The following is a 19,549-nucleotide window of genomic DNA, read 5'->3' as shown; positions in this document are numbered from 1 at the left end:
GCGAAAACCATGGTGTTACCTTTGAAACATTGTCCGCCGAAGTCTTCTCGTCCGATCCCAGAACCAAAAGCCGAAGCTCTCAATCCCGAGACCCGCAAGGACTCCGCCGTCCACGTTTCTCTTTCTTCATCTTCACTTGTCAAACAGCCCGCACTTGTTAGTTCGCTTGAACTAATTAGTGCAACTTCTCTGGTCTCTTTCGCCGTCGAAGTCCCCGTTGCCGGGGCGCTTCACATAGCTGATTTTGAGAGACCGTCAAGAGCTTTTCTGAAGAAAAACTCAGGAGCCAGTCGGAAGAAAAAACATCAAAGAAAACAACGTTGGTCCCGAAAGTCGGGGGCCTCAGTCATCAGTGATGTCCGGCTGGCGTGGTGGTGAGATAGTGCGGCGCCGCATCCCGCGCAAGAACTTTTTGCGACGGCTGTGCAGAAATGTGGATAGCGCTGTCGCCCCCCACGCTCGGACCCGTCACACGCCGTTTCCGTTCCATTTTGAAACGGTTGGCGCGCGCAGCGTCAGAAATTGCTCGTGTGCGGTTGCACCAGCGCACGATACGAGTGCGGCATCCGCATGCGGGACGAGATCTTTCCGCCGGACGACGTTGGTCGGATGGAGGCTGTCGAGATTGCTGGTGTCGATGTCGACGGTCGCGATCCCCTCCCCGCCTGCAACGATCGCCTCACGGCGCGGAAACGCTGATGTATCCGGACCGAACACGCCGCTGAGCCCGGGATCGAAATTCGCGGCGTCGCACACATTCGCGAATGCGAAGTCGGCATTGTTCTCGCCACCGCGAACACGGAGGTGAGGCCAGGTGATGCAGATCGGCACCGGCCGGGATGCGTCTTGCGATAGGTTGAGAGGGTGCCGTCCGGAATTGGCCCGGCCTCGGCCGGATCGGTCAGCCCTGTTGCCGCAAGTTCCGGAAACACCACTGGCAGCGCCGCGCCCCTCGTCCGACGCCGGCGCGAGACGGCGTCAACGCGATCGCGGTGGAGTGCTGCGTGCTGGAGCCGTCAGGAAGCGATCGAGCTCGACGATCGCTTCGGCCTCGCGGGCGCGCCGCAACTGCCTGGCCTGCTCGATGCCCGGCGGCAGACGTTTCGCCCTGTCTCGCGCCTCGCGCGCCATCTCTAGCAACCGCTCACCCAACGACATCGTCTGCTTGACACGCCGACGCCGTTTCTTCCGACCTTCTACTTCCATGCGGGTTTGCATCCAGTTTCATTGATGCGCACCGACAACTCTAGATCAGGAGATGCCGGGCGCATCAACATAAGTGAATCGGCCGCGACCACCGTAGTCCGGGCGGCAGAGCAGCAGCGGCCGGCCGCGCCGGGAGCATCGAGGCTAGCCGCAGCGCCGGCCCGCTCTCGTATCATTTGATATGCGATGCACAGGTCTTCCGGCAGGCCTCTGCAAAGGCCGCTCGAGAAGTTCGAACGCTCGATCCGATGCCCACGCATCGCCATGCGACGCGTAATCAAGCCGTTTCGATCGTTTGAGCGTTCCAAATCCGAGACCAACGCCGCCGCTCAGGATTGCGTGAACTTGATGGTCGACACCGGCCAGCGCCCGTCATGACCGCGAAGGGTGATGCGCAACCCATGCAGTTCATCAAGATACACCTGCTCCACGGTTCCGGCCTTGCCGTCGCTCAAGGCCACGCATTTGCCGATCAGCTCGGTCTGGACGTGCTCGAACTCGCGCAGAATGGTGAAGGCTCGCGTCTTGGCAACCATGAGGGACCGGTGTGTGGGCTGATGGGAGCCGCAACGCTGCGGAGACAGGTCGGCTGGCAGATAGATCGGCTCATCCCCCTCCCGGGTCAACCGCTCATCAAGAGATCGTGCACACCGTGCAGACGGCATGCACGACCTGTTCAGCGGCACTCGAAATTCGCTGCATCCTCGAGGCTGCCGCTGCCCTTGGAGGTCAGCACCTTCGGGAACGCGCAGAGATCGCGCGTGCGCCCGGGCCATGGCACATCGGCCGCACGCCGCGCGGTGGCGCGGATCGCCTCAGGCGCCGCGGCCGTGCCCTCCACCCATTGGTCCAGCGCGGTCAGCAAGTGGAACTGATTGGTGGCGGGTCCGCCGCCGCAATGGTTCATGCCGGCAAACAGGAACAGCCACGCGAACCGGCAAGCGGCACGCGATAGGCCGGCGCGCCCGCGATGACGCCGTCGAACAACTCGGGGAAGTGCTGCCCCAGAGGCGGTCACGCCCGCGGGTGCCGGCGGCGCCAGTTGCACGCCGCCCGCGGCGACGAACTCGGCCGTGACGACGCGTCCGCTGTCGGCGAAGCCTTGCGCCAACGCGGCGCAACTCGCCTTGAAATCCTGCGCATGGACGGAGGCCACAGCCGACGATCTCAGTACCAGCGCGGCCAGCGTCGTGATCCGGATCGCCGTCAATCTCGTCCTCCCCACGTGCGGGCCACGGCCCGTCCTGCGCCGTCATTGATCCGCGGCGCGCAGCGGCCGTGCGCATCCACGCGATTGAAAACCATAGGCGAAGCGTGCCATCTGGTCGGCTCAAGACAGCGTCGAGGACATCATGGCTGCGGACATCCGGTTGAATGCGTTTGCGATGAACTGCGTCGGGCACCAGTCGCCCGGCCTGTGGCGGCATCCGCGCGACCGCTCCTCCGACTACAACCGCCTGCCCTATTGGCTCGACCTCGCCAAGACCTTGGAGCGCGGCCGCTTCGATGGACTGTTTCTCGCCGACGTACTCGGCGTCTACGACGTCTATGGCGGCAACCCCGACGCGGCGCTCCGCCACGCCATCCAGGTGCCCGTCAATGATCCGATGATGCTGATCTCGGCGATGGCCGCCGTCACCGAGCACCTCGGCTTCGGCGTCACCTGCACGCTGTCCTATGAGCCGCCCTACCCGTTCGCGCGGCGGATGTCGACGCTCGATCATCTCACCGAGGGCCGCATCGGCTGGAATATCGTCACCGGCTATCTCGACAGCGCCGCACGCGGCATGGGCAGGGAGCGCCAGACCGCGCATGACGACCGCTACGACGTCGCCGACGAGTACATGGAGGTCGTCTACAAGCTGTGGGAAGGCAGCTGGGAGGACGACGCCGTCAAGCGCGACCGGACCAACGGCGTGTTCACCGATCCCACGAAGGTTCACCGCGTCAGCCATCGCGGCGAGAACTACCAGCTCGACGCCATCCACCTTTGCGAGCCGTCGCCGCAGCGGACGCCGGTGCTGTATCAAGCCGGCACCTCGCCGCGCGGCCGCGTGTTCGCCGGCCGCCATGCCGAATGCGTGTTCATGTCCGGCCCGTCCGCCAAAATCATCGCGCCGCGCGTCGCCGCGATCCGCCAGGCCGCCGCCGACGCGGGTCGCGCGGGCAGCGACATCGTTATCTTCAGCATCGCCACCGTCGTGCTCGGCGAAACCGATGCGGCGGCCGAAGCGAAGTTCGCCGACTATCGCCGCTACATCGACCACGAGGCGTCGCTGACCCTGATGTCGGGCTGGACCGGCGTCGACTTTTCGACCTACGATCTCGACCAGCAGGTCCGCCACGTGCTCAACGATGCCGGCCGCAGTGCGATGGACAACGTCACGCGGGCCGATCCGGATCGGGTGTGGACCGTGCGCCAGGTTGCCGAGCATGTCGGCATCGGCGGCATCGGCCCGGTGTTCGTCGGCTCACCGGCGAAGGTCGCCGATCTCATCGAGAGCTGGATCGAGCAGACCGGCGTCGACGGCCTCAACCTCGCCTTTGCGCTGTCGCCGGAGAGTTTTGCCGATGTCGCCGACATGCTGGTGCCGGAGCTGACCAGACGCGGCCGCTACAAGAAGGCCTACCAGCCGGGAACGCTGCGCGAGAAGATGTTCGGCCGTGCCCGGCTCGCGGCGCCGCATCCGGCGGCGAGCTACCGGCCGTAATGCTGCTGGCACTCAGCCCGACAGACGCGACAGCAACACGGCCACCGCCGCCGCGATCGGCTTGATGATCGGCACCGCGAATTGCCGCTGCAACTGATCGGCGGCCTGCGCCAGCGGCCCGCCGCCGATGATCACGGCCTCGGCGCCGTCCTCGGCAATACAGGCGCGCGTGGCTTCAGCCAGGGCGGCAGCAAGCCGCGCCGGATCGACGGCGAGCGCGGCCGGGTCGCCTTGCGTCAGACGCGTCCCGGTGAACTGCGCCGACAGGTTCAGCCTGTCTGCAAGGCCCGCGATGCTCGCGACCAGCGCAGGCGTCACCGTGGCAACGCCGAAGCGCCGCCCGCCCTCTGCGGCCTCGCGCATCGACGCCTCGCCGATGCCCGCCACCGGCAGCGAGCACTGGCTGCCAAGCTCCGCGGCGCCGGGATCGCCGAACGCCGCGACGATGATGCCGTCGCAAGCATCGCGATGCGCGCGGCCGATATCGACCACTTCCGCCGCCGATGCGGCCAGCGCCTCGGCATCCACGATCATGGCCGGCGCCCGCGTCGCGGTCGCGCCGACCACCTCGGCCCGGCCGGCGCAGCAGGCGGCCGCGATCGACACCATCATCGCGGTGGTCGTGGCCGAGCTGTTGGGATTGATCAGGAGGATGCGGGGCATGAGGACGGTTACTCAGATGACGAAGCTCTCCTCGTGAACAATCGTCGGCCAAACGTCAACTCCAGCCCCATTCGCCGATGAGGGTGGCGGGCATCGCCGTTCGCCGCCGGCGGCTCACCCGATCCGCATCGACAATTCGACTTCGTCGCCGAATGGCACCGACAGATAGCCGTTATCAGGCGAACGGACGTAGGCGAGGTAGTCGGGGCTGTGGTCGGCATTGTCAGCGACGATGAACGCGCCGGCGCTGAGCCGGCTCTCGAGCAGCGCCAGGATATCGCCATACAGCGGCTTGGCGCCGTCGAGCAGAACCAGGTCGATCGCGTCCGGGAGATCACCGCATAGCGTCTGCAGAGCGTCGCCCTGGCGGATCTCGACCAGATCGGCCAGGCCGCCCTCCGCGAGGTTGGCACGGGCACGGGCAACCTTGGACGGCTCGGACTCCGTGGTGATCAGCCGACCCCTGCCATTGTCGCGCAGCGCCGCGGCGAGGAACAGCGTCGAGATGCCGAACGAGGTGCCGAATTCGACGATCGATCGCGCACTGACGCCGCGCGCCAGCATGTAGAGCAGCATGCCGGTGTCGCGCGACACGGGCAACGGAAAGTCCTTGAGCTGCGTGTAGAGCTCGACATGGCCGGACCTGCTGCGCATCAGTTGCGCGCCCCGTTCGGCCATGCCGGCGAAGATCGGGCTCGTCTCCGGCCGCAGCAACGTGGCCTCGGCAAGCAGGCGATCCAGCAGCGGCGCCACCGGCTGAGTGGTCAGGGTGATCATCGATATTCTCCGTATTCTCGAAGCGTGTCGTTTGCGTCGAAGTCAGAATACGAATAATCATTCGCATTCGCTAATCGCATTTCGGAACGCTCCATGGCCCCACCTCGAAAAGCCCCGATTTCCCCGCGAAAACTGCCGCAACAGGCACGCTCGGCCGACCTCGTCGCGGCCATTCTGCAGGCGGCTGTTCAGGTTTTGACCAAGGAAGGCGCGCAACGTTTCACCACGGCCCGTGTCGCCGAGAAGGCTGGCGTCAGCGTCGGCTCGCTCTATCAGTACTTCCCGAACAAGGCGGCGATCCTGTTCAGGCTGCAGAGCGACGAGTGGCAGCAGACGACGAAACTGCTGCACGGCATTCTGGAGGACACCCGCCGTCCGGCTCTAACGCGATTGCGCGCCCTCGTTCACGCGTTCCTGCAATCGGAGTGCGACGAGGCCGCCGTGCGCGGCGCACTCGACGACGCCGCCCCGCTCTATCGCGACGCGCCCGAGGCACGCCGGGCCAGGGCCAGTGGCCGCCGCGCCATGCTCGCCTTCATGCGCGAGGTGCTGCCGCAAGCCGGAGAGGCCGAGCGCGCGCGGGCCGCCGATCTGATCAAGACGACGCTTGGCCAAGTCGGCAAGCACTTCTCGGAGACACCGCGCAGCCGGGCCGAGATATCGGCCTATGCCGATGCGATGGCCGACATGTTCTGTGCGTACCTCTCCACCGCGAACAAGCCTCACAGACGCAAGGCCGGGTAGTCCCGCAGCCGGCACGTCCCCGCCTCTCCTTAGCGCGATACTTCTTAGGTGTTTGCGCAAGGACGGCGGACGGGATTGCACTTGTTTGTTCGCACGTCGAGGTTTGCGAGTACGGCGAAGCTGAAAATCCACTTGGGTGGGAAGTGTCCTGCCTCGAGACCGCGCAGCCATCCTACAAGGAACTGTTTCCGCATCACGTGAAAGCGTACGAAAGTCGGCTCAAAGAGTGACATTCGTCCGCTTCTGCCCATCCCGGGCCTTTCGGTCGAAGCTTGCGACGTCGGTTCTAGGGGTTCAACCGGAAGTAGGCCGTCGGACGGCGGCTTTGACCCAAAGCGAACACCGGCAGAGTGCGTGGAGCGGCGTCACATTTGGGTGGATCAGAGGGGCTAACCTCTGACGCCGGGACCGCCGTTGCGCTGGGGCTTGGGCGCACAGTTGTTGTTCTCGGAGGTAGGTTCGCACTTCAAGACGTGGTCCTTGACGAAACCTCGGATCGTGCCGCCCGCCCGCCTCAGGATGCCGGGGTCGGACGGGGTGTAGGTCTGGTCGCATTTCGACATTACCGAGGCGACCTTCGTCATCTCGTTGCTCGCGCCGATCTGCACCGACTCCTTGCCGCAGCTGCCGGAATTGATCTGCTTGAGCAGTTCGATTCGCTTTCTCCCGAGGGCGAGAATGGGCCCGCACTGCTCACGCTCGCTGGCCCTCTGCCACAGACCCTTCAGCCTGTCGTCGTGAGCCTGCAGCGAGGCGATGTTTCCCGCCTTGCAGGCCCGATCGGGGGCGTCGGCCACCGTATCGGAGGCGCGCGAACGGGCGCTCGCCGGCGCCGGCCCGATCCGAGTCGCGGTGGCCGTGCCGGTCGACATCGACTTGCCGTCGGGCGCCAGCGTGTAGTTCCAGGTGCCGAGGCTATTGGTGTAGGTGAGGACGTTGCCCGAGCAGGTCCAGGTGCCCTGCACGCAGGCGGGATGTTCGCTGCACAGCGCGCGGCCGTCGGCCTTCACCGAACCGCGGTTGCCACTGCCGGAATGCCGCCACTCGCCGACGAACTTGGAGGCACAGCTGGCGGGCGGCGCGGCTAACGCCGGGGTGGCGAGGGTAGCGAAAATCAGGGAAGCCGCAATCAACGATCTCATCAATATGTCTCCTTTTGGAATGCGGCAGCAATCCTACAGACCGGCGTCGGCGCGGCAAGGCCGACCGCCTGCCTTTTCCCCGACATGAGTCGAGGCAACCCCGCGATAGCTGCGGGTTCTCCAACCATGCAGGCGTCGTCGGTGTGGGCGGCGGCTTCACCAACGTGCTGCGCAATGTAAACACGGCGCATGGCGACAAAGATTGTCACCATTCAGCTGATCGAGTGGACGTCCTGAGGAATGTGCTTGGCGACGACGAGTTGCCGCCTCCATTGCCATGTCCGCCCGTGGCCCGGGCTCGGACTACCCGGTCTACGCTTGGGATGCCCGCAATGGGCTGAGTGCGAACGCCGCTGACTCGGTCGCGGAGGCTTGCTTTAGTCACGGGCTGTCCTCCCGAATGCGCTTGCTCCGCGGCTCCTGCCCCCAATGGCTGCCGATTTGTCGCACCGCGCAAGTCGGAGGCCTCAGGCCAAATCCGCTCATGAGCTCCCGCGCTTCATCTCGGCCGGCAGATGCAAGGCCGTTCGATCGGACAACCCGCCCAAACCTCTGCGGAGAGTTACTAAGACGTAGATGGCCGGGACGAGGCCCGGCCATGACGTGGAGGCAGAGGGGCTCAAGCTGATTGTCATATGCCAAAGCTCCAGGTCTTGCGTGACGAGCCTATTGCTTCTCCTCGCGCTTGCGCGACGGAACGAAATTCGCCCGCGTTCTCAAGCTGATTTGCCCTGTCCAGTCCTCCTGCGAAAAACATTCTTGTTTCTTTTTTTCGGAATTTGTGGTTGTATCACCCTATCCCGCCCGATCGAGAGGGGCGCTTCGCGAACGTCACGAAACGTTGGTGCGGGATGCGATGGCCGGTTCTCGTCGCAGCGTGCGTCAAGCGCGCGGACGAACGATGGGAGCCGGACGGCGAAATCGCGTGGTCCTGATACTCCGACGCTAGTATCAAGTTCGCGAAGATGCTTGCGTGTCTCGCGGATGACGGTGGCCAGAAAGCCCGGCGCACCGGGGAGATCGCGTATAAGCCGTAAGCCCATTGCGCAGGGAAGGCCGGATGTCCGGCTGATCCTGTGGTAACCGCCGCGTGCTTCCTTTTTTGCACGCGGGCCATGGGTGTCAGTCGACGCCCGGCCTTCCCTGTGCCCTCTCTCGATGGAGGGACGAACGGCAAACACATCTCGGACGCCCTGCGCGTCGCGAGGATGCGAGCGGCTGTCTCGTCAGATCTCGCGCGCCAAGAAAACAAAACCTCTCGCGGCACGGGCACATGAGAAACTTTCATCTCCATATGAACATATCTGCAAAATTGCGCAGGGCTCACGATCCTGCGAATGATCCTGGACAATTGCATGCAACCGCCTGTTTGGGAGATTGCCGAATGACACCGTCCTTCAGCGGCCTGCGCCGCGCGTGGCCCTTGCATCTCGCCCGTCGCGGCGTCCTGATGATGGCCGCGGCCCTGCTCGGTGCGCTCGCCACGTCGCAAGCCGACGCAGCCGAGACGCTGCGCATCGGCTATCAGAGATCCTCGACCCTGATCGCCCTCCTCAAAACCAATGGCGAGTTGGAGAAGGCGCTGACGCCGCTCGGCATCAAGGTGTCGTGGCACGAATTCTCCAGCGGCCTGCCACTGCTGGAAGCGATCAACATCGGCAGCATCGATGTCGGCGCCGATGTCGCCGATACCGTCCCGGTGTTCGCGCAGGCCGCGGGCGCGAGGCTCGCTTATGTCGCCGAGGAGGCCGCCTCGCCGTCGGCGCAGGCGATCCTCGTGGCAACGGCTTCGCCGACCAAGACGCTCGCTGAGCTGAAAGGCAGGAAGATCGCGGTGACCAAGGGCGCCGGCAGCCACTATCTGCTGCTCGCCGCGCTCGCCAAAGCGGGTCTCACCTTCAAGGACATCACCCCCGCCTATCTGCCGCCCGCCGACGGCAGGACCGCTTTCGTCAGCAACAATGTCGATGCCTGGGTCGCGTGGGATCCGTTCCTGACCAGCACCATCCGCCAGTCAGGGGCGCGCGTGCTCGCGGACGGCAGCGACGGGCTTGCCAGCTACAAGCGCTACTATCTCGCATCCGCCGACTACGCCGCCGGGCATGGCGACGCCCTCAACGTCATCTACGGCAAGCTCGTCGAAACCGGCAAATGGGTGAAGGCCAATCCGGGCGCCGCGGCGAGCCAGCTCGCAGCGCTCTGGGGCATCGATGCCGCCACCGTCGAGGAGGCCAACAGCCACCGCTCCTACCAGGTCGGCGCGGTCACCGCGGCCGGCCTGTCGGAGCAGCAGAAGATCGCGGATGCTTTCCTGGCGGAGCGCGTGCTGCCGGCGAAGGTGGACACATCTGCGTTGGCGATCTGGACTCCCAAAGCGCCGTGAGCCACACAGGAGCCGAGATTGTGCCCCGCAGCGAAGCGCGGCGCGAGGCCCGACGACGAGCCTGAACGAAGGAGACCCCCGTGACTGCCCATCTTCCCCCGCCGACCGACCGTATCACCGAGCATCCGGCGCATCGCATCTTCGTCGATCGCTGGTCGCCGCGCGGCTTCAGCGACGAGGCGCTTCCGGAGACGGAGCTCCTGACCTTCATCGAGGCGGCACGCTGGGCGCCCTCCTCCTACAATTCGCAGCCCTGGCGCTTCCTCTACGCGCTGCGCGGCTCCGCCGAGTTCGACACCTTCCTGGCGCCGCTGGTCGAGTTCAACCGCGGCTGGGCGCGGCATGCCGCGGCGATCGTCTACGTGCTGTCGAAGAAGACCTTCATCCCGGCCGGCAAGACCGAGCCGGCACCGACGCGCACGCATTCCTTCGATGCCGGCGCGGCCTGGGCCAATTTCGCCAACCAGGCGGCGGTGTCCGGCTGGATCACCCACGGCATGAGCGGCTTCGACGTCGCCGCCGCACAGACAGCGCTCGGGGTGCCCGACGGTTTCGCCGTGGAGATCGCGATCGCGGTCGGCCGCAAGGGCGACGGCGAAAAGCTGCCGGCCATGCTCAAGGAGCGCGAGAAGCCGAGCGCACGCCTGTCCATCGCCGAGATCGCCTCGGCCGGCCTGTTCCCGCAGCGCTTCGGCGGCTGATCGATGTCGCAGGGGCGGCGCACCGCGCCGCTCCTGACTGACGGCGAAATCTGTGGCAGAAGATGCGATCTGCTTGAGGAGAGTTGATCCGCATGCCGCCGCCGAAACCGCCCGCCTTCGAGACCCTGAGCCTGCACGCGGGCCAGCACCCGGATCCCGCGACCGGCGCCCGCGCGGTGCCGATCTATCAGACCACGTCCTATGTGTTCGACGACACCGAGCACGCCGCGGCGCTGTTCAATCTCGAACGTGCCGGCCACATCTATACCCGCATCTCCAACCCGACCACGGCCGTGCTCGAAGAGCGGCTCGCCGCGCTCGAAGGCGGCGTCGGCGCGGTCTGCACCGCGAGCGGCCAGGCCGCGCTGCATCTGGCCATCGCCACGCTCCTGAATGCGGGCGATCACATCGTGGCCTCCTCCTCGCTCTATGGCGGCACCATCAACCTGCTCGCGCACACGCTGCCGCGCTTCGGCATCACCACGAGCTTCGTCAAGCCCAGGGATCACGACGGTTTCCGCGCCGCGATCAAGCCGAACACGCGGCTCCTGATCGGCGAGACATTGGGCAATCCCGGTCTGGAGGTGCTGGACATCCCCAAGGTCTCGGCGATCGCGCATGCGGCCGGCGTGCCGCTCCTGATCGACAACACTTTTGCCACGCCCTATCTCAGCCAGCCGATCGCCCAAGGCGCCGACATCGTGATGCACTCTGCGACCAAGTGGCTCGGCGGCCATGGCATCGCGATCGGCGGCGCGATCATCGATGGCGGCCGGTTCGACTGGCGCGCGTCCGGCAGATTCCCGCAGCTCACCGAGCCCTATGCCGGCTATCACGGCATCGTCTTCGACGAGCAGTTCGGCGCGGCCGCCTTCATCATGCGCGCGCGGACCGAAGGCCTGCGCGATTTCGGCGCCTGCCTGTCGCCGACCAACGCGTTCCATCTGCTGCAGGGCGTCGAGACGCTGCATCTGCGCATGGAGCGGCACGTCGCCAACACCCGCGCCGTGCTGGAGGCGCTGACTGCCAACAAGGCCGTCGACTGGGTGCTGCATCCTTCGCTCGAGACCCATCCGGACCATGCGCTCGCCAAGGAGCTGTTGCCGCGCGGCGCCGGCTCGATCATCTCGTTCGGCATCAAGGGCGGACGTCCCGCGGGGCGCAAGTTCATCGAGAGCCTGAAGCTGATCAGCCATCTCGCCAATGTCGGCGATGCCAAGACGCTGGTGATTCATCCCGCCTCGACCACGCATCAGCAGATGGACGCAGCCCAGCTCGCCGCGGCCGGAATCGGCGAGGAGCTGATCCGGCTCTCGGTCGGCATCGAGGCGGCCAGCGACATCATCGACGATCTCGGACAGGCGCTGCGCGCCTCGCAGAAGGTGTGAGCCATGCAGCTGTCAATCGGAGATCATGAGGTCTTCGCCGCCACGGGCGGCCGCGACTTCGATTCGTCCCTGCCCGCCGTCGTCTTCATCCATGGCGCCGGCTTCGACCATTCGGTCTGGGCACTGCACAGCCGCTGGTTCGCCCATCATGGCTTTGCCGTGCTGGCGCCCGATCTGCCGGGCCATGGCCGCTCGGCGGGCCCGGCGCTGCCGACCATCGCTGCGATGGCCGATTGGATCGTCGCGCTGTTGCAGGCGTTGAATGCGAAACCCGCTCACCTGATCGGCCATTCGATGGGCTCGCTGATCGCGCTGGATGCCGCGGCACGCCATCCCGATCGCGTGTCGGCGCTGAGCCTGATCGGCACCGCGGCAACGATGACGGTAGGGCCTGACCTCCTGAAGGCCGCCGAAGCCAACGATCACGCCGCCATCGACATGGTCTCGATCTGGGGCCTCGGTTTTGCCGCCGAGCTCGGCGGCAGCCGCGCGCCGGGCCTGTGGATGCATGGCGGCGCGCAGGCGACCCTGGGGCGCTGCGCGCCGGGCGTGCTGTTCAACGATCTCTCCGCCTGCAACGAGTACCAGGATGCGCTGGCATCGGCGGCCAGAATCAAGGTGCCGACGCGGCTAATCCTCGGCGAAAAGGACATGATGACACCGCTGAAGGCCGGCAAGGCGCTGGCGGCTGCGATTGCGCAATCGCGCACGACCGTCCTGCCCGGCGCGGGACATACGATGATGACAGAATGCCCGGATGCGCTGCTCGATGCGCTGATCGAATAGCTTGCGGTCACGGTTCCGGTCCTGGATGCGACCTCGTGCCGCCGACATGCTCCTTCGCGGCGCGGAACGGAGGGCGACGGCGAGCCGTTGCTGCCGAACCACCCGGCGCCGACCCCAGCCACGCAGAACGCGACCGAGCTGCAGCAGGTGCAATATCGCCACTGGCGCGGCGGTTATGGTCATCGCCGCGGCTATTACGGCCATCGCTCTTACGGGCATCGCCACGGCTATGGTGCGGGTGCCGCCGCCCTCGGCGGCCTCGCGGCCGGCGCGATCATCGGGGGCGCCATCGCCGACAGCCGCGCCGAGGCCGCCAACGCCCAGGCCTATTGCGCCCAGCGGTTCCGGTCCTACGACCCGGGCTCCGGCACCTATCTCAGCAATGACGGCCTGCGCCATTCCTGCCCGTAACGACACCAAGGTCGATGCCCCCCCGGCATCGACCGCCGCCTGGACCAATGGCGCGTGACAAAACGTCCGCTGCGACAAATGCAACGAAGTTCGTCTCGTCCGGTTGAGCATAGCGCTGAATCAACGGGAGACATCAGGATGGTCACCTTCAAAGCCGCCGCGACGCTCGCCATCGCCGGCGCACTTTCTGTATCCACGCTGCACTCGGTCTCGGCTGCGCCGCTGACGTCGCTGTCAGCAGCCGCCAAACCGAGCGCCGAAAGCTCGAATGCCGTGCAGGTCCGCTACGGCGGCTGGCATGGCGGCTGGGGCGGCGGTGCCGCGATCGGCGCGGGGCTGTTGGCGGGTGCCCTGATCGGATCGGCGATCGCCGCACCCTCCTACTATGGCGGCTACGCGCCCTATCCCTACTACGGCGGGTACCGCTACGCCGCCTATCCCTACGGCTATGGCGGCTACTACCCGGCCTACCGGCCCTATTACGGCGGCTATGGCTACAGCTACGTGCCGCGCCCGATCTATCGCAGCTACGGCTATTCCTATGGCCCGCGGCCGTGGCGGCACAGCTACGGCTATTACCGCGGTCCGGGTTGGGGCCATCATGGCTGGCACGGCGGCCGTCATTTCGGACACCGCTACGGTCATGGCGTGATCCGCGTCCATCATCGCTAGTGATGTGATTTCGCTGGTGCGTGGGGCTCGCCCGACGCACCGGCACGGCGATGCGCAACTTCCGCCGCGCCGGATCACGTACTCCTCATGATCGCGCCAGACGAACGCGACAAATGTCGCCAACGCCTCATTGCGCCGGGCGAGATTACCCACCAGATCTGCTTGAGAGCCATGACCGTGGCGACGAAGGCGCAGACGACTCCAGTGCGGAATTCCTTGGCAGCTCGACGTCCTGATCATCATCTTCCCGCAGATGGAGCTGCTGGACTTTCGCGTTTTCCTTGATCCGCCCATACCCACCCCACCGATCGCGCGCAGCGCCGCTGTCGAACGTCGCAAGCCAGGCAATTGAGAGGTCCGCCGACGAGATGCCCGCCAGCGAGCCGCATGGTTTGAATCGGCAGTCCGGCTCTGCTGGGCCCGGACGATGTCCCGAAACTCAGCGCAGGTAACTGGCCAGGTTCAGGCTCTGGATCTTGGAGATGGCGGTATAACTCGCCGTGAGCTGGGCTTGATAAGTCGAGAGCTGGGCGGTGACCGCAGCGACGTCCACGCTGGTCAGGTCGGTCGCCAGACTCTCGGCATAGCTCTTATAGTCGGTCTGCTGAGACTTCGCGCTCTCGATCCGGGACGCTGCATCGGAGACCTTGGCCTGCACCGTGGCGACATCGTCCACTGCTTGATCGGCAAGCGTCAGCGCGGAGGTGATGTCGGTTCCGGACAGGGTCGAGCTATTCGCAACGAACTTCAGAACACGCATGACCTCCTCGAAAGCAGGGTTGTCGGCCGTCACGCCATACGTCACGGACTGGCCGTCGGAGACACGGACCGAGGCAAGCTCGCTGTCGCCCTGATAATAGCTGGTATCCATCGTGGTCAGCGATCCCGAGCCGGACGCGAAGGTCGAGGTATCGACAGCCGGAGTCGAGGTGCGCCCCCCGCCGAACAGATATTGCCCATCATACTGGGTGTTCAGAATGCCCGCCATCTGCTGCAGCAACTGCTGCGCGGTACTGATCGCCGACGTGGTTCCCGTGCTGCTGCCGGAGCTCGCGGCGCTCAGGGCCGTGCGCAGCTGACTGACGATGTCGGACACCTGTCCCACCGCGGAATACATGACTTGCACCTTGCTGTCGGCCAGGGTCGCAGCATCGATATAGGATTGCGCCCGCGTGACCGAGACCTGAAGATTGACGACGTGCTGAGTGTCGGCGCCGTAGCCGGCGAGATACTCCGATTTCAGCCCCGAGGCTTCCTGCACCTGGAGATTGGCCATGGTCGCCTGCGTCCGCAGCGCGCTCGTGATCATCTGGTCGGAGTTCGAGAATGTCGCAATCCGCATCGTCATGATCTGCGCTCCGGACTAGGTCGACTGCACGGCAGTGAGCAACGAAGAAAACATGCTGTTGATCACGGAGATCAGCTGCGAGGCGGCAGCGTATTTGTTCTGCAGCGAGCTCAGCCGCGCGGTCTCCTCGTCGAGATTGACGCCCGATTGCGAGGACAGCGAGCTGGCATAGCTCGACTGGGCTGTCGACTTCGCGGTGTAGGCAGTGGAGGCCTGCGAAGCCTTGCTGGCGACATTGGCGACGATCGCCGCGGCATAGTCGGAAAACGAGCCGGTCGTTGCGCTGAGGCCTCCGGCCGACGCAAAGCTGGTCGAGCCGGTGAGCTTGTCGATGAGCGCATTGATAACCGTCGCCGAGCCGGCCGTCAGCACCTGGCTGCCAGTCGTCAAGGTCGCAGAACCGTCGAGCGTGCCGGTCGGCAGACCAGAAGCGCCGCTCGAGATGCTGCTGTTGACGGCAAAATTGGCGGCGCTCGTGCCGGTGACGAGATCATTCATGCCGAAATAGTTGGAGAAGCCGCTGCCGCCGACCGCACTGGTCATATCGTTGATCGCGATGCCGCTCGACGACGACGTGGCGCTGATCGACAGGTGTCCGCTGGAGTCGATCGAGGCGGAGACCCCGGAGATGCCGTTGAGCGCCGTGACCAGATCGCCCACCGTCGCGTAGGACGACAGATCGAGATCCTGGTACGAAACGAGATTGCCGCTCTGGTCAGCCACGGCGATGCGGACCGTTCCGGACGCCGACAGGGCGGTCGTGCTGCTGACGCTCGCCGACCCGGTCAGAGTGGCCGGAGGTGGCACGGCCGACGCGCCATTGCTGATCTCATTCAGCGCCGATTTCAGCTGCAAAGCCAACTGATCGAGCTGGGTCTGCGCGGCCGGCAAGGTCTCGTCCCGCAACGTGACCAGCGAGCCGATCTTGCCCGACGTGATCTGGGACGTGACGTCGACGCCGTCGACCATGATGCCGCTGAAGCCGCCGGACGCATAGCTCGAAGCCGCCGAGACATTCGCCGAGGCCGTGTAGCTCAGCGCGTGCGCCGAGCTGTCGACGAGGGCTCGCCCCGACGAGGTATAGACCTGAAGATCGCCATTCGACGCCGTGTAGTAGCTGACGTTCATGTAGGACGAGAGGTCCTGCAGCGCGGCATTGCGTTCATCCTCGATATCCGCGGTCGATTGGCCGGACGCTGCCATTCTGCGGATCTCGACATTGAGATCGGCGATCTGCTGCAGGTCGTCGTTGACGCTCTGAACCGACGACGCGATGTCCTTGTCGGCGTTGGCGCGCAACGTCTGCACGCCACCAGAGGTGCTGCGCAGCTGGCTGGCGAAATCGTCCAGAGCGCTGACGACGGCCGATTGCAGCGAAACACTGCTGGGCGAGCTCGCCAACGACGACAAGGCGGACTCCAGTGATGCAAGAGAGTTTGCCAGCGACGTTCCCGTCGTCGAGGTGCCGGATGTGGACGCGCTGCCGAACAGCTGCTGCAGTTGCGTCAGGTAGTCGTTGGTGGTGTCGGCCGCGCCGAGCTCGGAATTGGATCCGATCAGGGATTTCAGCAGCAGCTTGTCGACATTGCTCGAAATGCCGGTAATCGAAACACCGGTCCCAACTCCTCCGGTCACATTCGTGACCTGGTTGGCCGTCTTCTGCGTATACCCCTTCGTGTCGGCGTTCGAGATATTCGACGACGCCACGCTGATCTGCAGCTCCGTAGCCGAGATGCCGCTGAACGCGACCAGCCGTGCTATGTCGAGCGACATCACTCTACTCCCGCTGCTGGGCGGCCATCATGCCCTGACATTGGTTCCACAGGACGTCGCACGCGCGGTGCGACGCCCGCCTGCGCCATAGGGCGACGCATTCGCGATCTGCTCGCGGATCGCCTGCATGACTGCCTCGATGCGACGATTGCTGGCTTCGATCGCAGCCCGCAGCCGAACGAGGTTCTCGTCCATCGCGCCACGCAGGTTAAAGATGTGCTCCATGAGCTGTTCGCGCAGGACGCGGTCGCGGACGTCGAGACTCGCCGTTCGCCTGGCGCATTCGGCAACCCGCTGCTCAAACAGCCCGGCGAGCCGATTCTTGTCGTCAAGCTGCTTGGAGCGCGAGGCCGGGAGCCCTTTGGCAAGCTCCGCATTCTCCTCCGACACCACCGCGATGAGCTCGTCGATCAGCGCGATCAAGGTCCGCACCTCATCTTCGCTGGCCGGCCGCTGGTCGGCCTGAACTGCGTGTTTCATCCTGTCGCTCCCATCCTACTGTTCACGCTGCGGTCGGCGGCTGATCTGCGCGACACGGGCGTAGGTATTCAGCGCCGTCACCCTCACGGTGGCGACCTTGAGCTCTTCGTCGAGCAGCGCGCATTCACGCAGAAGCTTTCGTCGGACCGTTTCGATATCGTCGATCAAGGCCAACAGTTGCGCGCGGTCGTCCTTGCCGACGGTCGCGGCGCGCAGTCTCAGCCGCCGCAGCCTCTTCAGCAGAGCCTCGCCCTCGCCGAGCCGCTCCCTCCTCAGGTCGGCCATGATCTACCTCATCGACGAGATCAGGGTGTCGTACATCTTGTTGACCGCCGAGATCACCTGCGATGCCGCCGAATAGGCCTGCTGAGCCGAGATCATATTGCTGAACTGGCCCGTGGTGTCGGTCGTACTCGACTCCAGCTCACTGCCGTAGATGGTTCCTGCACCATTCTCGCCGGACGCCTGCAGGGTCGCATTGCCCGACGTCGCCGTCGACGTGTACATGCCGCTGCTATGCGCCACGAGGCCATTAGGATCGGCGAAGGTCGCCACCGCGATCTTGTAGATCGGAACCGTCTGGCCGTTGGAATACGTCGCCTCGACGAGGCCGTTCTTGCCGACCGAAATGCTGCTCAGCGTACCGAAAGAGATGCCATCGGAATTGGCACTGAAATTGGAGACGCTCGGCGTCGTGCTGCCGGATGACAGCTGGGTCAGGCCATCGGTGCCGCCGCCCGTCGTGCCGAAGCTGAGCGCGATCGAGCTGGCCGCCGCGCCGTTATTCCAGGTGATGCCGAGATTGGTCGAAGAGACCGTGCTCAGCGAGCCATCTGAGTTGAAATCGATTGTATAGGTGCCGCTCGTCACGGTGCCGTCCGACGCCGTGGCCGGCGCGAAATCGGCGGTCCATTCATTCGCCGTCGCCCCCTTGGTCCAGGTGACGTTGAGCGTGTGCGATTGCCCCAGCGAATCGTACACCGTCATCGAGCTGCTGAAGGTATCGCCGCTCGCGGCATCGGCCGGCAGGTTGGCGGCGAGCGACGTCTTGGTGGTCGCTCCACCATTCGTCAGCGCAACCTTGGTGTTGATCGATTCGAGCCCATTGCCGACCACGTTGCCGCTCGCATCGGTGCGCCAGCCTTCGAGATAATAGCCGTTGTTCTCGAGGTAGCCGGCATTGTCGGTGGTGAACGCGCCGTTGCGGGTGTAGAAGGTCTCGCCTCCGGCCGAAGTCGAGTTGGTCGCGACGAAGAAACCCGAGCCCTGGATTGCGACATCGGTCGCGTTGGTGGTGGCGGCCAGCAGCCCCTGCTGCGTGATATTGGCACGGCCGGAGACCGAGACGCCACCCGAGGAATAGGCTTTCGAGCTGCTTGATGCCGTCACCAGCTGCTCGAACAGGCCGGACGTGGTCTTGTATCCGGTCGTATCGGCGTTGGAGATGTTGTCGCTGATCATGGCGAGCGATGAACTCTGCGCGTTGAGCGCCGAGATCGCCGATGACAGGGCTCCAGAAAGACTCATGATTGTACTCCGAATGATGCCGTCAGGAGGTGACGCCGATAATGTTGCTGGCGCTGACAGGAATGCCGCCGACGGTGAGCGACGGCGTGCTGGTCGAGGTTTCGATGCCGGTTACGGTCCCGGTGATCGTCGTGTAGTTGAGAACCGAGGTGCCCGCGGAGTCAGTCGCCGTCACGGAGATCGTGTACTGGCCGCCGTCGCTGAGCTGATTGCCGCTGGAATCGGTGCCGTCCCAGGTGATCGAATTGGCGCCCTTGTTGCCGGTCCCGGTGCCGGTCCAGACCGTGCTTCCGGAGGAATCCTTGATCGATATCGAAACGTTCGATGCCGCCGACGAGAGAGAATAGCCGAAGGTCGCCGAGCCGTTCGACAGAACGGCGGTGTCACTCTTGGCCTCGACGGTGTGGCCGATGTAGTTCACCGAATTCAGCGTCACCAGGCTCGAGAACGAGCCGGCCAGCGAGGTCATGCTGCTGTTGAGCGACTGCTGCGAGGTGTAGTTGGCGTAGGACGTCATCTGGTTGATGAAGTCGGTCACGCTGGTCGCGCTGAGCGGATCTTGGTTCTGCAGTTCGCTCACCAGGAGCTGAAGAAAGTCGGTCGAGCTGAGCGTCGTACGCGATGTATCGCTGGATGATGAGGTCGATGAGGTGGTCGCGGTCGACGAACTCGCGGCGGAAACAGTCATGACGGAACTCCGGCTCGCGCCGCGAACGGCGGCGGGACACAGCACGACCACACGGTCGCGAAGGCGTTTGCTGATCAAACGGCCGGAGCGCCGAATCCAGGCGCACAATTAGTCGGTCGAATTAGTTGATCCGACGGCAGAATTTGCCG

21 protein-coding genes and 1 pseudogene are annotated in these 19,549 nt (G+C 64.9%); 9 read left to right on the top strand and 13 right to left on the bottom strand.

Going from position 1 to position 19,549, the window contains the following annotated elements; genetic code table 11:
- On the top strand, window positions 1–378 hold a 378-nt coding region (locus QX051_RS22610; protein ID WP_315739727.1), incomplete at its 5' end, for a hypothetical protein.
- A gap of 137 nt (window positions 379–515) precedes the next feature.
- On the opposite strand, the pseudogene QX051_RS22605 reads toward QX051_RS22610, so the two are convergent.
- The 4 genes and pseudogenes from QX051_RS22605 to QX051_RS22590 form a co-directional block, all read right to left on the bottom strand.
- Window positions 516–841: pseudogene (locus tag QX051_RS22605) on the bottom strand (amidohydrolase); the annotation flags it as partial.
- A gap of 137 nt (window positions 842–978) precedes the next feature.
- Window positions 979–1,206 (bottom strand): hypothetical protein, encoded by a 228-nt coding sequence (locus QX051_RS22600; RefSeq protein WP_315739926.1) that lies wholly within the window; start codon window positions 1,204–1,206, stop codon window positions 979–981.
- A gap of 329 nt (window positions 1,207–1,535) precedes the next feature.
- Entirely contained in the window at window positions 1,536–1,742 is a 207-nt protein-coding gene (locus tag QX051_RS22595; protein ID WP_315777649.1) for a PRC-barrel domain containing protein, read from the bottom strand.
- Between the two features lie 140 nt (window positions 1,743–1,882).
- The gene (locus QX051_RS22590; RefSeq protein WP_315777637.1) at window positions 1,883–2,416 is read right to left on the bottom strand and encodes a tannase/feruloyl esterase family alpha/beta hydrolase; all 534 of its coding nucleotides are present in this window, start codon (window positions 2,414–2,416) and stop codon (window positions 1,883–1,885) included.
- Between the two features lie 142 nt (window positions 2,417–2,558).
- Between QX051_RS22590 and QX051_RS22585 the strand changes: the two genes are divergently transcribed.
- Window positions 2,559–3,917: an LLM class flavin-dependent oxidoreductase gene (locus QX051_RS22585; protein WP_315777636.1), complete on the top strand. Its 1,359-nt coding sequence runs from the start codon at window positions 2,559–2,561 to the stop codon at window positions 3,915–3,917.
- Window positions 3,918–3,929: 12 nt separating this feature from the next.
- Here QX051_RS22585 and QX051_RS22580 read toward each other — a convergent pair whose 3' ends face one another.
- On the bottom strand, window positions 3,930–4,580 hold the full coding sequence (locus QX051_RS22580; RefSeq protein ID WP_315755044.1) for an aspartate/glutamate racemase family protein: 651 nt from the start codon (window positions 4,578–4,580) through the stop codon (window positions 3,930–3,932).
- A 114-nt stretch (window positions 4,581–4,694) separates the two neighbouring features.
- Complete coding sequence (locus QX051_RS22575; protein ID WP_315777635.1) at window positions 4,695–5,357, bottom strand: O-methyltransferase; 663 nt, start codon at window positions 5,355–5,357, stop codon at window positions 4,695–4,697.
- A gap of 93 nt (window positions 5,358–5,450) precedes the next feature.
- On the opposite strand from QX051_RS22575, the gene QX051_RS22570 reads away from it, so the two are divergent.
- Window positions 5,451–6,101 carry a TetR family transcriptional regulator gene (locus tag QX051_RS22570; protein ID WP_315777634.1) on the top strand — a complete coding sequence of 217 codons (651 nt, stop codon included), beginning with the start codon at window positions 5,451–5,453 and terminating at the stop codon, window positions 6,099–6,101.
- A gap of 389 nt (window positions 6,102–6,490) precedes the next feature.
- Here the strand turns inward: QX051_RS22570 and QX051_RS22565 are convergent, their stop codons facing one another.
- A complete protein-coding gene (locus QX051_RS22565) occupies window positions 6,491–7,243 on the bottom strand; it encodes a hypothetical protein (protein WP_315739734.1) in 753 nt (250 codons plus the stop codon).
- A gap of 1,453 nt (window positions 7,244–8,696) precedes the next feature.
- Between QX051_RS22565 and QX051_RS22560 the strand changes: the two genes are divergently transcribed.
- From QX051_RS22560 to QX051_RS22535, 6 genes are all read left to right on the top strand, one after another.
- Entirely contained in the window at window positions 8,697–9,626 is a 930-nt protein-coding gene (locus tag QX051_RS22560) for an aliphatic sulfonate ABC transporter substrate-binding protein (RefSeq protein ID WP_315777648.1), read from the top strand.
- Between the two features lie 80 nt (window positions 9,627–9,706).
- On the top strand, window positions 9,707–10,327 hold the full coding sequence (locus QX051_RS22555) for a nitroreductase family protein (RefSeq protein ID WP_315777633.1): 621 nt from the start codon (window positions 9,707–9,709) through the stop codon (window positions 10,325–10,327).
- Window positions 10,328–10,419: 92 nt separating this feature from the next.
- The gene (locus tag QX051_RS22550) at window positions 10,420–11,715 is read left to right on the top strand and encodes an O-acetylhomoserine aminocarboxypropyltransferase (RefSeq protein ID WP_315777632.1); all 1,296 of its coding nucleotides are present in this window, start codon (window positions 10,420–10,422) and stop codon (window positions 11,713–11,715) included.
- 3 nt (window positions 11,716–11,718) lie between these two features.
- Window positions 11,719–12,501: an alpha/beta hydrolase gene (locus tag QX051_RS22545; RefSeq protein WP_315777631.1), complete on the top strand. Its 783-nt coding sequence runs from the start codon at window positions 11,719–11,721 to the stop codon at window positions 12,499–12,501.
- An 87-nt stretch (window positions 12,502–12,588) separates the two neighbouring features.
- The gene (locus QX051_RS22540) at window positions 12,589–12,912 is read left to right on the top strand and encodes a BA14K family protein (RefSeq protein ID WP_315777630.1); all 324 of its coding nucleotides are present in this window, start codon (window positions 12,589–12,591) and stop codon (window positions 12,910–12,912) included.
- A 138-nt stretch (window positions 12,913–13,050) separates the two neighbouring features.
- The gene (locus tag QX051_RS22535; protein WP_315777629.1) at window positions 13,051–13,584 is read left to right on the top strand and encodes a hypothetical protein; all 534 of its coding nucleotides are present in this window, start codon (window positions 13,051–13,053) and stop codon (window positions 13,582–13,584) included.
- A gap of 439 nt (window positions 13,585–14,023) precedes the next feature.
- Here the strand turns inward: QX051_RS22535 and QX051_RS22530 are convergent, their stop codons facing one another.
- Genes QX051_RS22530 through QX051_RS22505 form a run of 6 tightly spaced genes read right to left on the bottom strand, consistent with a single transcriptional unit; the run spans window position 14,024 to window position 19,400 of the window.
- On the bottom strand, window positions 14,024–14,893 hold the full coding sequence (locus QX051_RS22530; protein WP_315777647.1) for a flagellin: 870 nt from the start codon (window positions 14,891–14,893) through the stop codon (window positions 14,024–14,026).
- A 54-nt stretch (window positions 14,894–14,947) separates the two neighbouring features.
- The gene (flgK, locus tag QX051_RS22525; protein ID WP_315777627.1) at window positions 14,948–16,705 is read right to left on the bottom strand and encodes a flagellar hook-associated protein FlgK; all 1,758 of its coding nucleotides are present in this window, start codon (window positions 16,703–16,705) and stop codon (window positions 14,948–14,950) included.
- A gap of 27 nt (window positions 16,706–16,732) precedes the next feature.
- Window positions 16,733–17,185, bottom strand: a complete 453-nt coding sequence (locus QX051_RS22520) for a flagellar protein FlgN (RefSeq protein ID WP_315739743.1) — start codon at window positions 17,183–17,185, stop codon at window positions 16,733–16,735.
- Window positions 17,186–17,200: 15 nt separating this feature from the next.
- Window positions 17,201–17,470, bottom strand: coding sequence for a hypothetical protein (locus tag QX051_RS22515; RefSeq protein ID WP_315777626.1), 270 nt, complete (start codon window positions 17,468–17,470; stop codon window positions 17,201–17,203).
- Window positions 17,471–17,473: 3 nt separating this feature from the next.
- The gene (gene flgE, locus QX051_RS22510; RefSeq protein ID WP_315739745.1) at window positions 17,474–18,712 is read right to left on the bottom strand and encodes a flagellar hook protein FlgE; all 1,239 of its coding nucleotides are present in this window, start codon (window positions 18,710–18,712) and stop codon (window positions 17,474–17,476) included.
- 22 nt (window positions 18,713–18,734) lie between these two features.
- Window positions 18,735–19,400 carry a flagellar hook assembly protein FlgD gene (locus tag QX051_RS22505; RefSeq protein ID WP_315777625.1) on the bottom strand — a complete coding sequence of 222 codons (666 nt, stop codon included), beginning with the start codon at window positions 19,398–19,400 and terminating at the stop codon, window positions 18,735–18,737.
- Window positions 19,401–19,549 lie beyond the last annotated feature (149 nt).

Origin of the sequence: Bradyrhizobium sp. SZCCHNR1053, from assembly GCF_032381235.1 — a bacterium.
Taxonomy (GTDB): Bacteria; Pseudomonadota; Alphaproteobacteria; order Rhizobiales; family Xanthobacteraceae; genus Bradyrhizobium.
Note: the sequence above shows the minus strand (reverse complement) of the source record. Positions and strands in the feature narration are given on the sequence as shown.

Excerpts from the sequence above, each read along its gene's own strand:
- QX051_RS22600 (WP_315739926.1), bottom strand. The coding sequence starts at position 1,206 with ATGGAAGTAGAAGGTCGGAAGAAACGGCGTCGGCGTGTCAAGCAGACG.
- QX051_RS22595 (WP_315777649.1), bottom strand. The coding sequence starts at position 1,742 with ATGGTTGCCAAGACGCGAGCCTTCACCATTCTGCGCGAGTTCGAGCAC.
- QX051_RS22585 (WP_315777636.1), top strand. The coding sequence starts at position 2,559 with ATGGCTGCGGACATCCGGTTGAATGCGTTTGCGATGAACTGCGTCGGG.
- QX051_RS22580 (WP_315755044.1), bottom strand. The coding sequence starts at position 4,580 with ATGCCCCGCATCCTCCTGATCAATCCCAACAGCTCGGCCACGACCACC.
- QX051_RS22575 (WP_315777635.1), bottom strand. The coding sequence starts at position 5,357 with ATGATCACCCTGACCACTCAGCCGGTGGCGCCGCTGCTGGATCGCCTG.
- QX051_RS22570 (WP_315777634.1), top strand. The coding sequence starts at position 5,451 with ATGGCCCCACCTCGAAAAGCCCCGATTTCCCCGCGAAAACTGCCGCAA.
- QX051_RS22565 (WP_315739734.1), bottom strand. The coding sequence starts at position 7,243 with ATGAGATCGTTGATTGCGGCTTCCCTGATTTTCGCTACCCTCGCCACC.
- QX051_RS22560 (WP_315777648.1), top strand. The coding sequence starts at position 8,697 with ATGGCCGCGGCCCTGCTCGGTGCGCTCGCCACGTCGCAAGCCGACGCA.
- QX051_RS22550 (WP_315777632.1), top strand. The coding sequence starts at position 10,420 with ATGCCGCCGCCGAAACCGCCCGCCTTCGAGACCCTGAGCCTGCACGCG.
- QX051_RS22545 (WP_315777631.1), top strand. The coding sequence starts at position 11,719 with ATGCAGCTGTCAATCGGAGATCATGAGGTCTTCGCCGCCACGGGCGGC.
- QX051_RS22535 (WP_315777629.1), top strand. The coding sequence starts at position 13,051 with ATGGTCACCTTCAAAGCCGCCGCGACGCTCGCCATCGCCGGCGCACTT.
- QX051_RS22530 (WP_315777647.1), bottom strand. The coding sequence starts at position 14,893 with ATGATCACGAGCGCGCTGCGGACGCAGGCGACCATGGCCAATCTCCAG.
- flgK (WP_315777627.1), bottom strand. The coding sequence starts at position 16,705 with ATGTCGCTCGACATAGCACGGCTGGTCGCGTTCAGCGGCATCTCGGCT.
- QX051_RS22520 (WP_315739743.1), bottom strand. The coding sequence starts at position 17,185 with ATGAAACACGCAGTTCAGGCCGACCAGCGGCCGGCCAGCGAAGATGAG.
- QX051_RS22515 (WP_315777626.1), bottom strand. The coding sequence starts at position 17,470 with ATGGCCGACCTGAGGAGGGAGCGGCTCGGCGAGGGCGAGGCTCTGCTG.
- flgE (WP_315739745.1), bottom strand. The coding sequence starts at position 18,712 with ATGAGTCTTTCTGGAGCCCTGTCATCGGCGATCTCGGCGCTCAACGCG.
- QX051_RS22505 (WP_315777625.1), bottom strand. The coding sequence starts at position 19,400 with ATGACTGTTTCCGCCGCGAGTTCGTCGACCGCGACCACCTCATCGACC.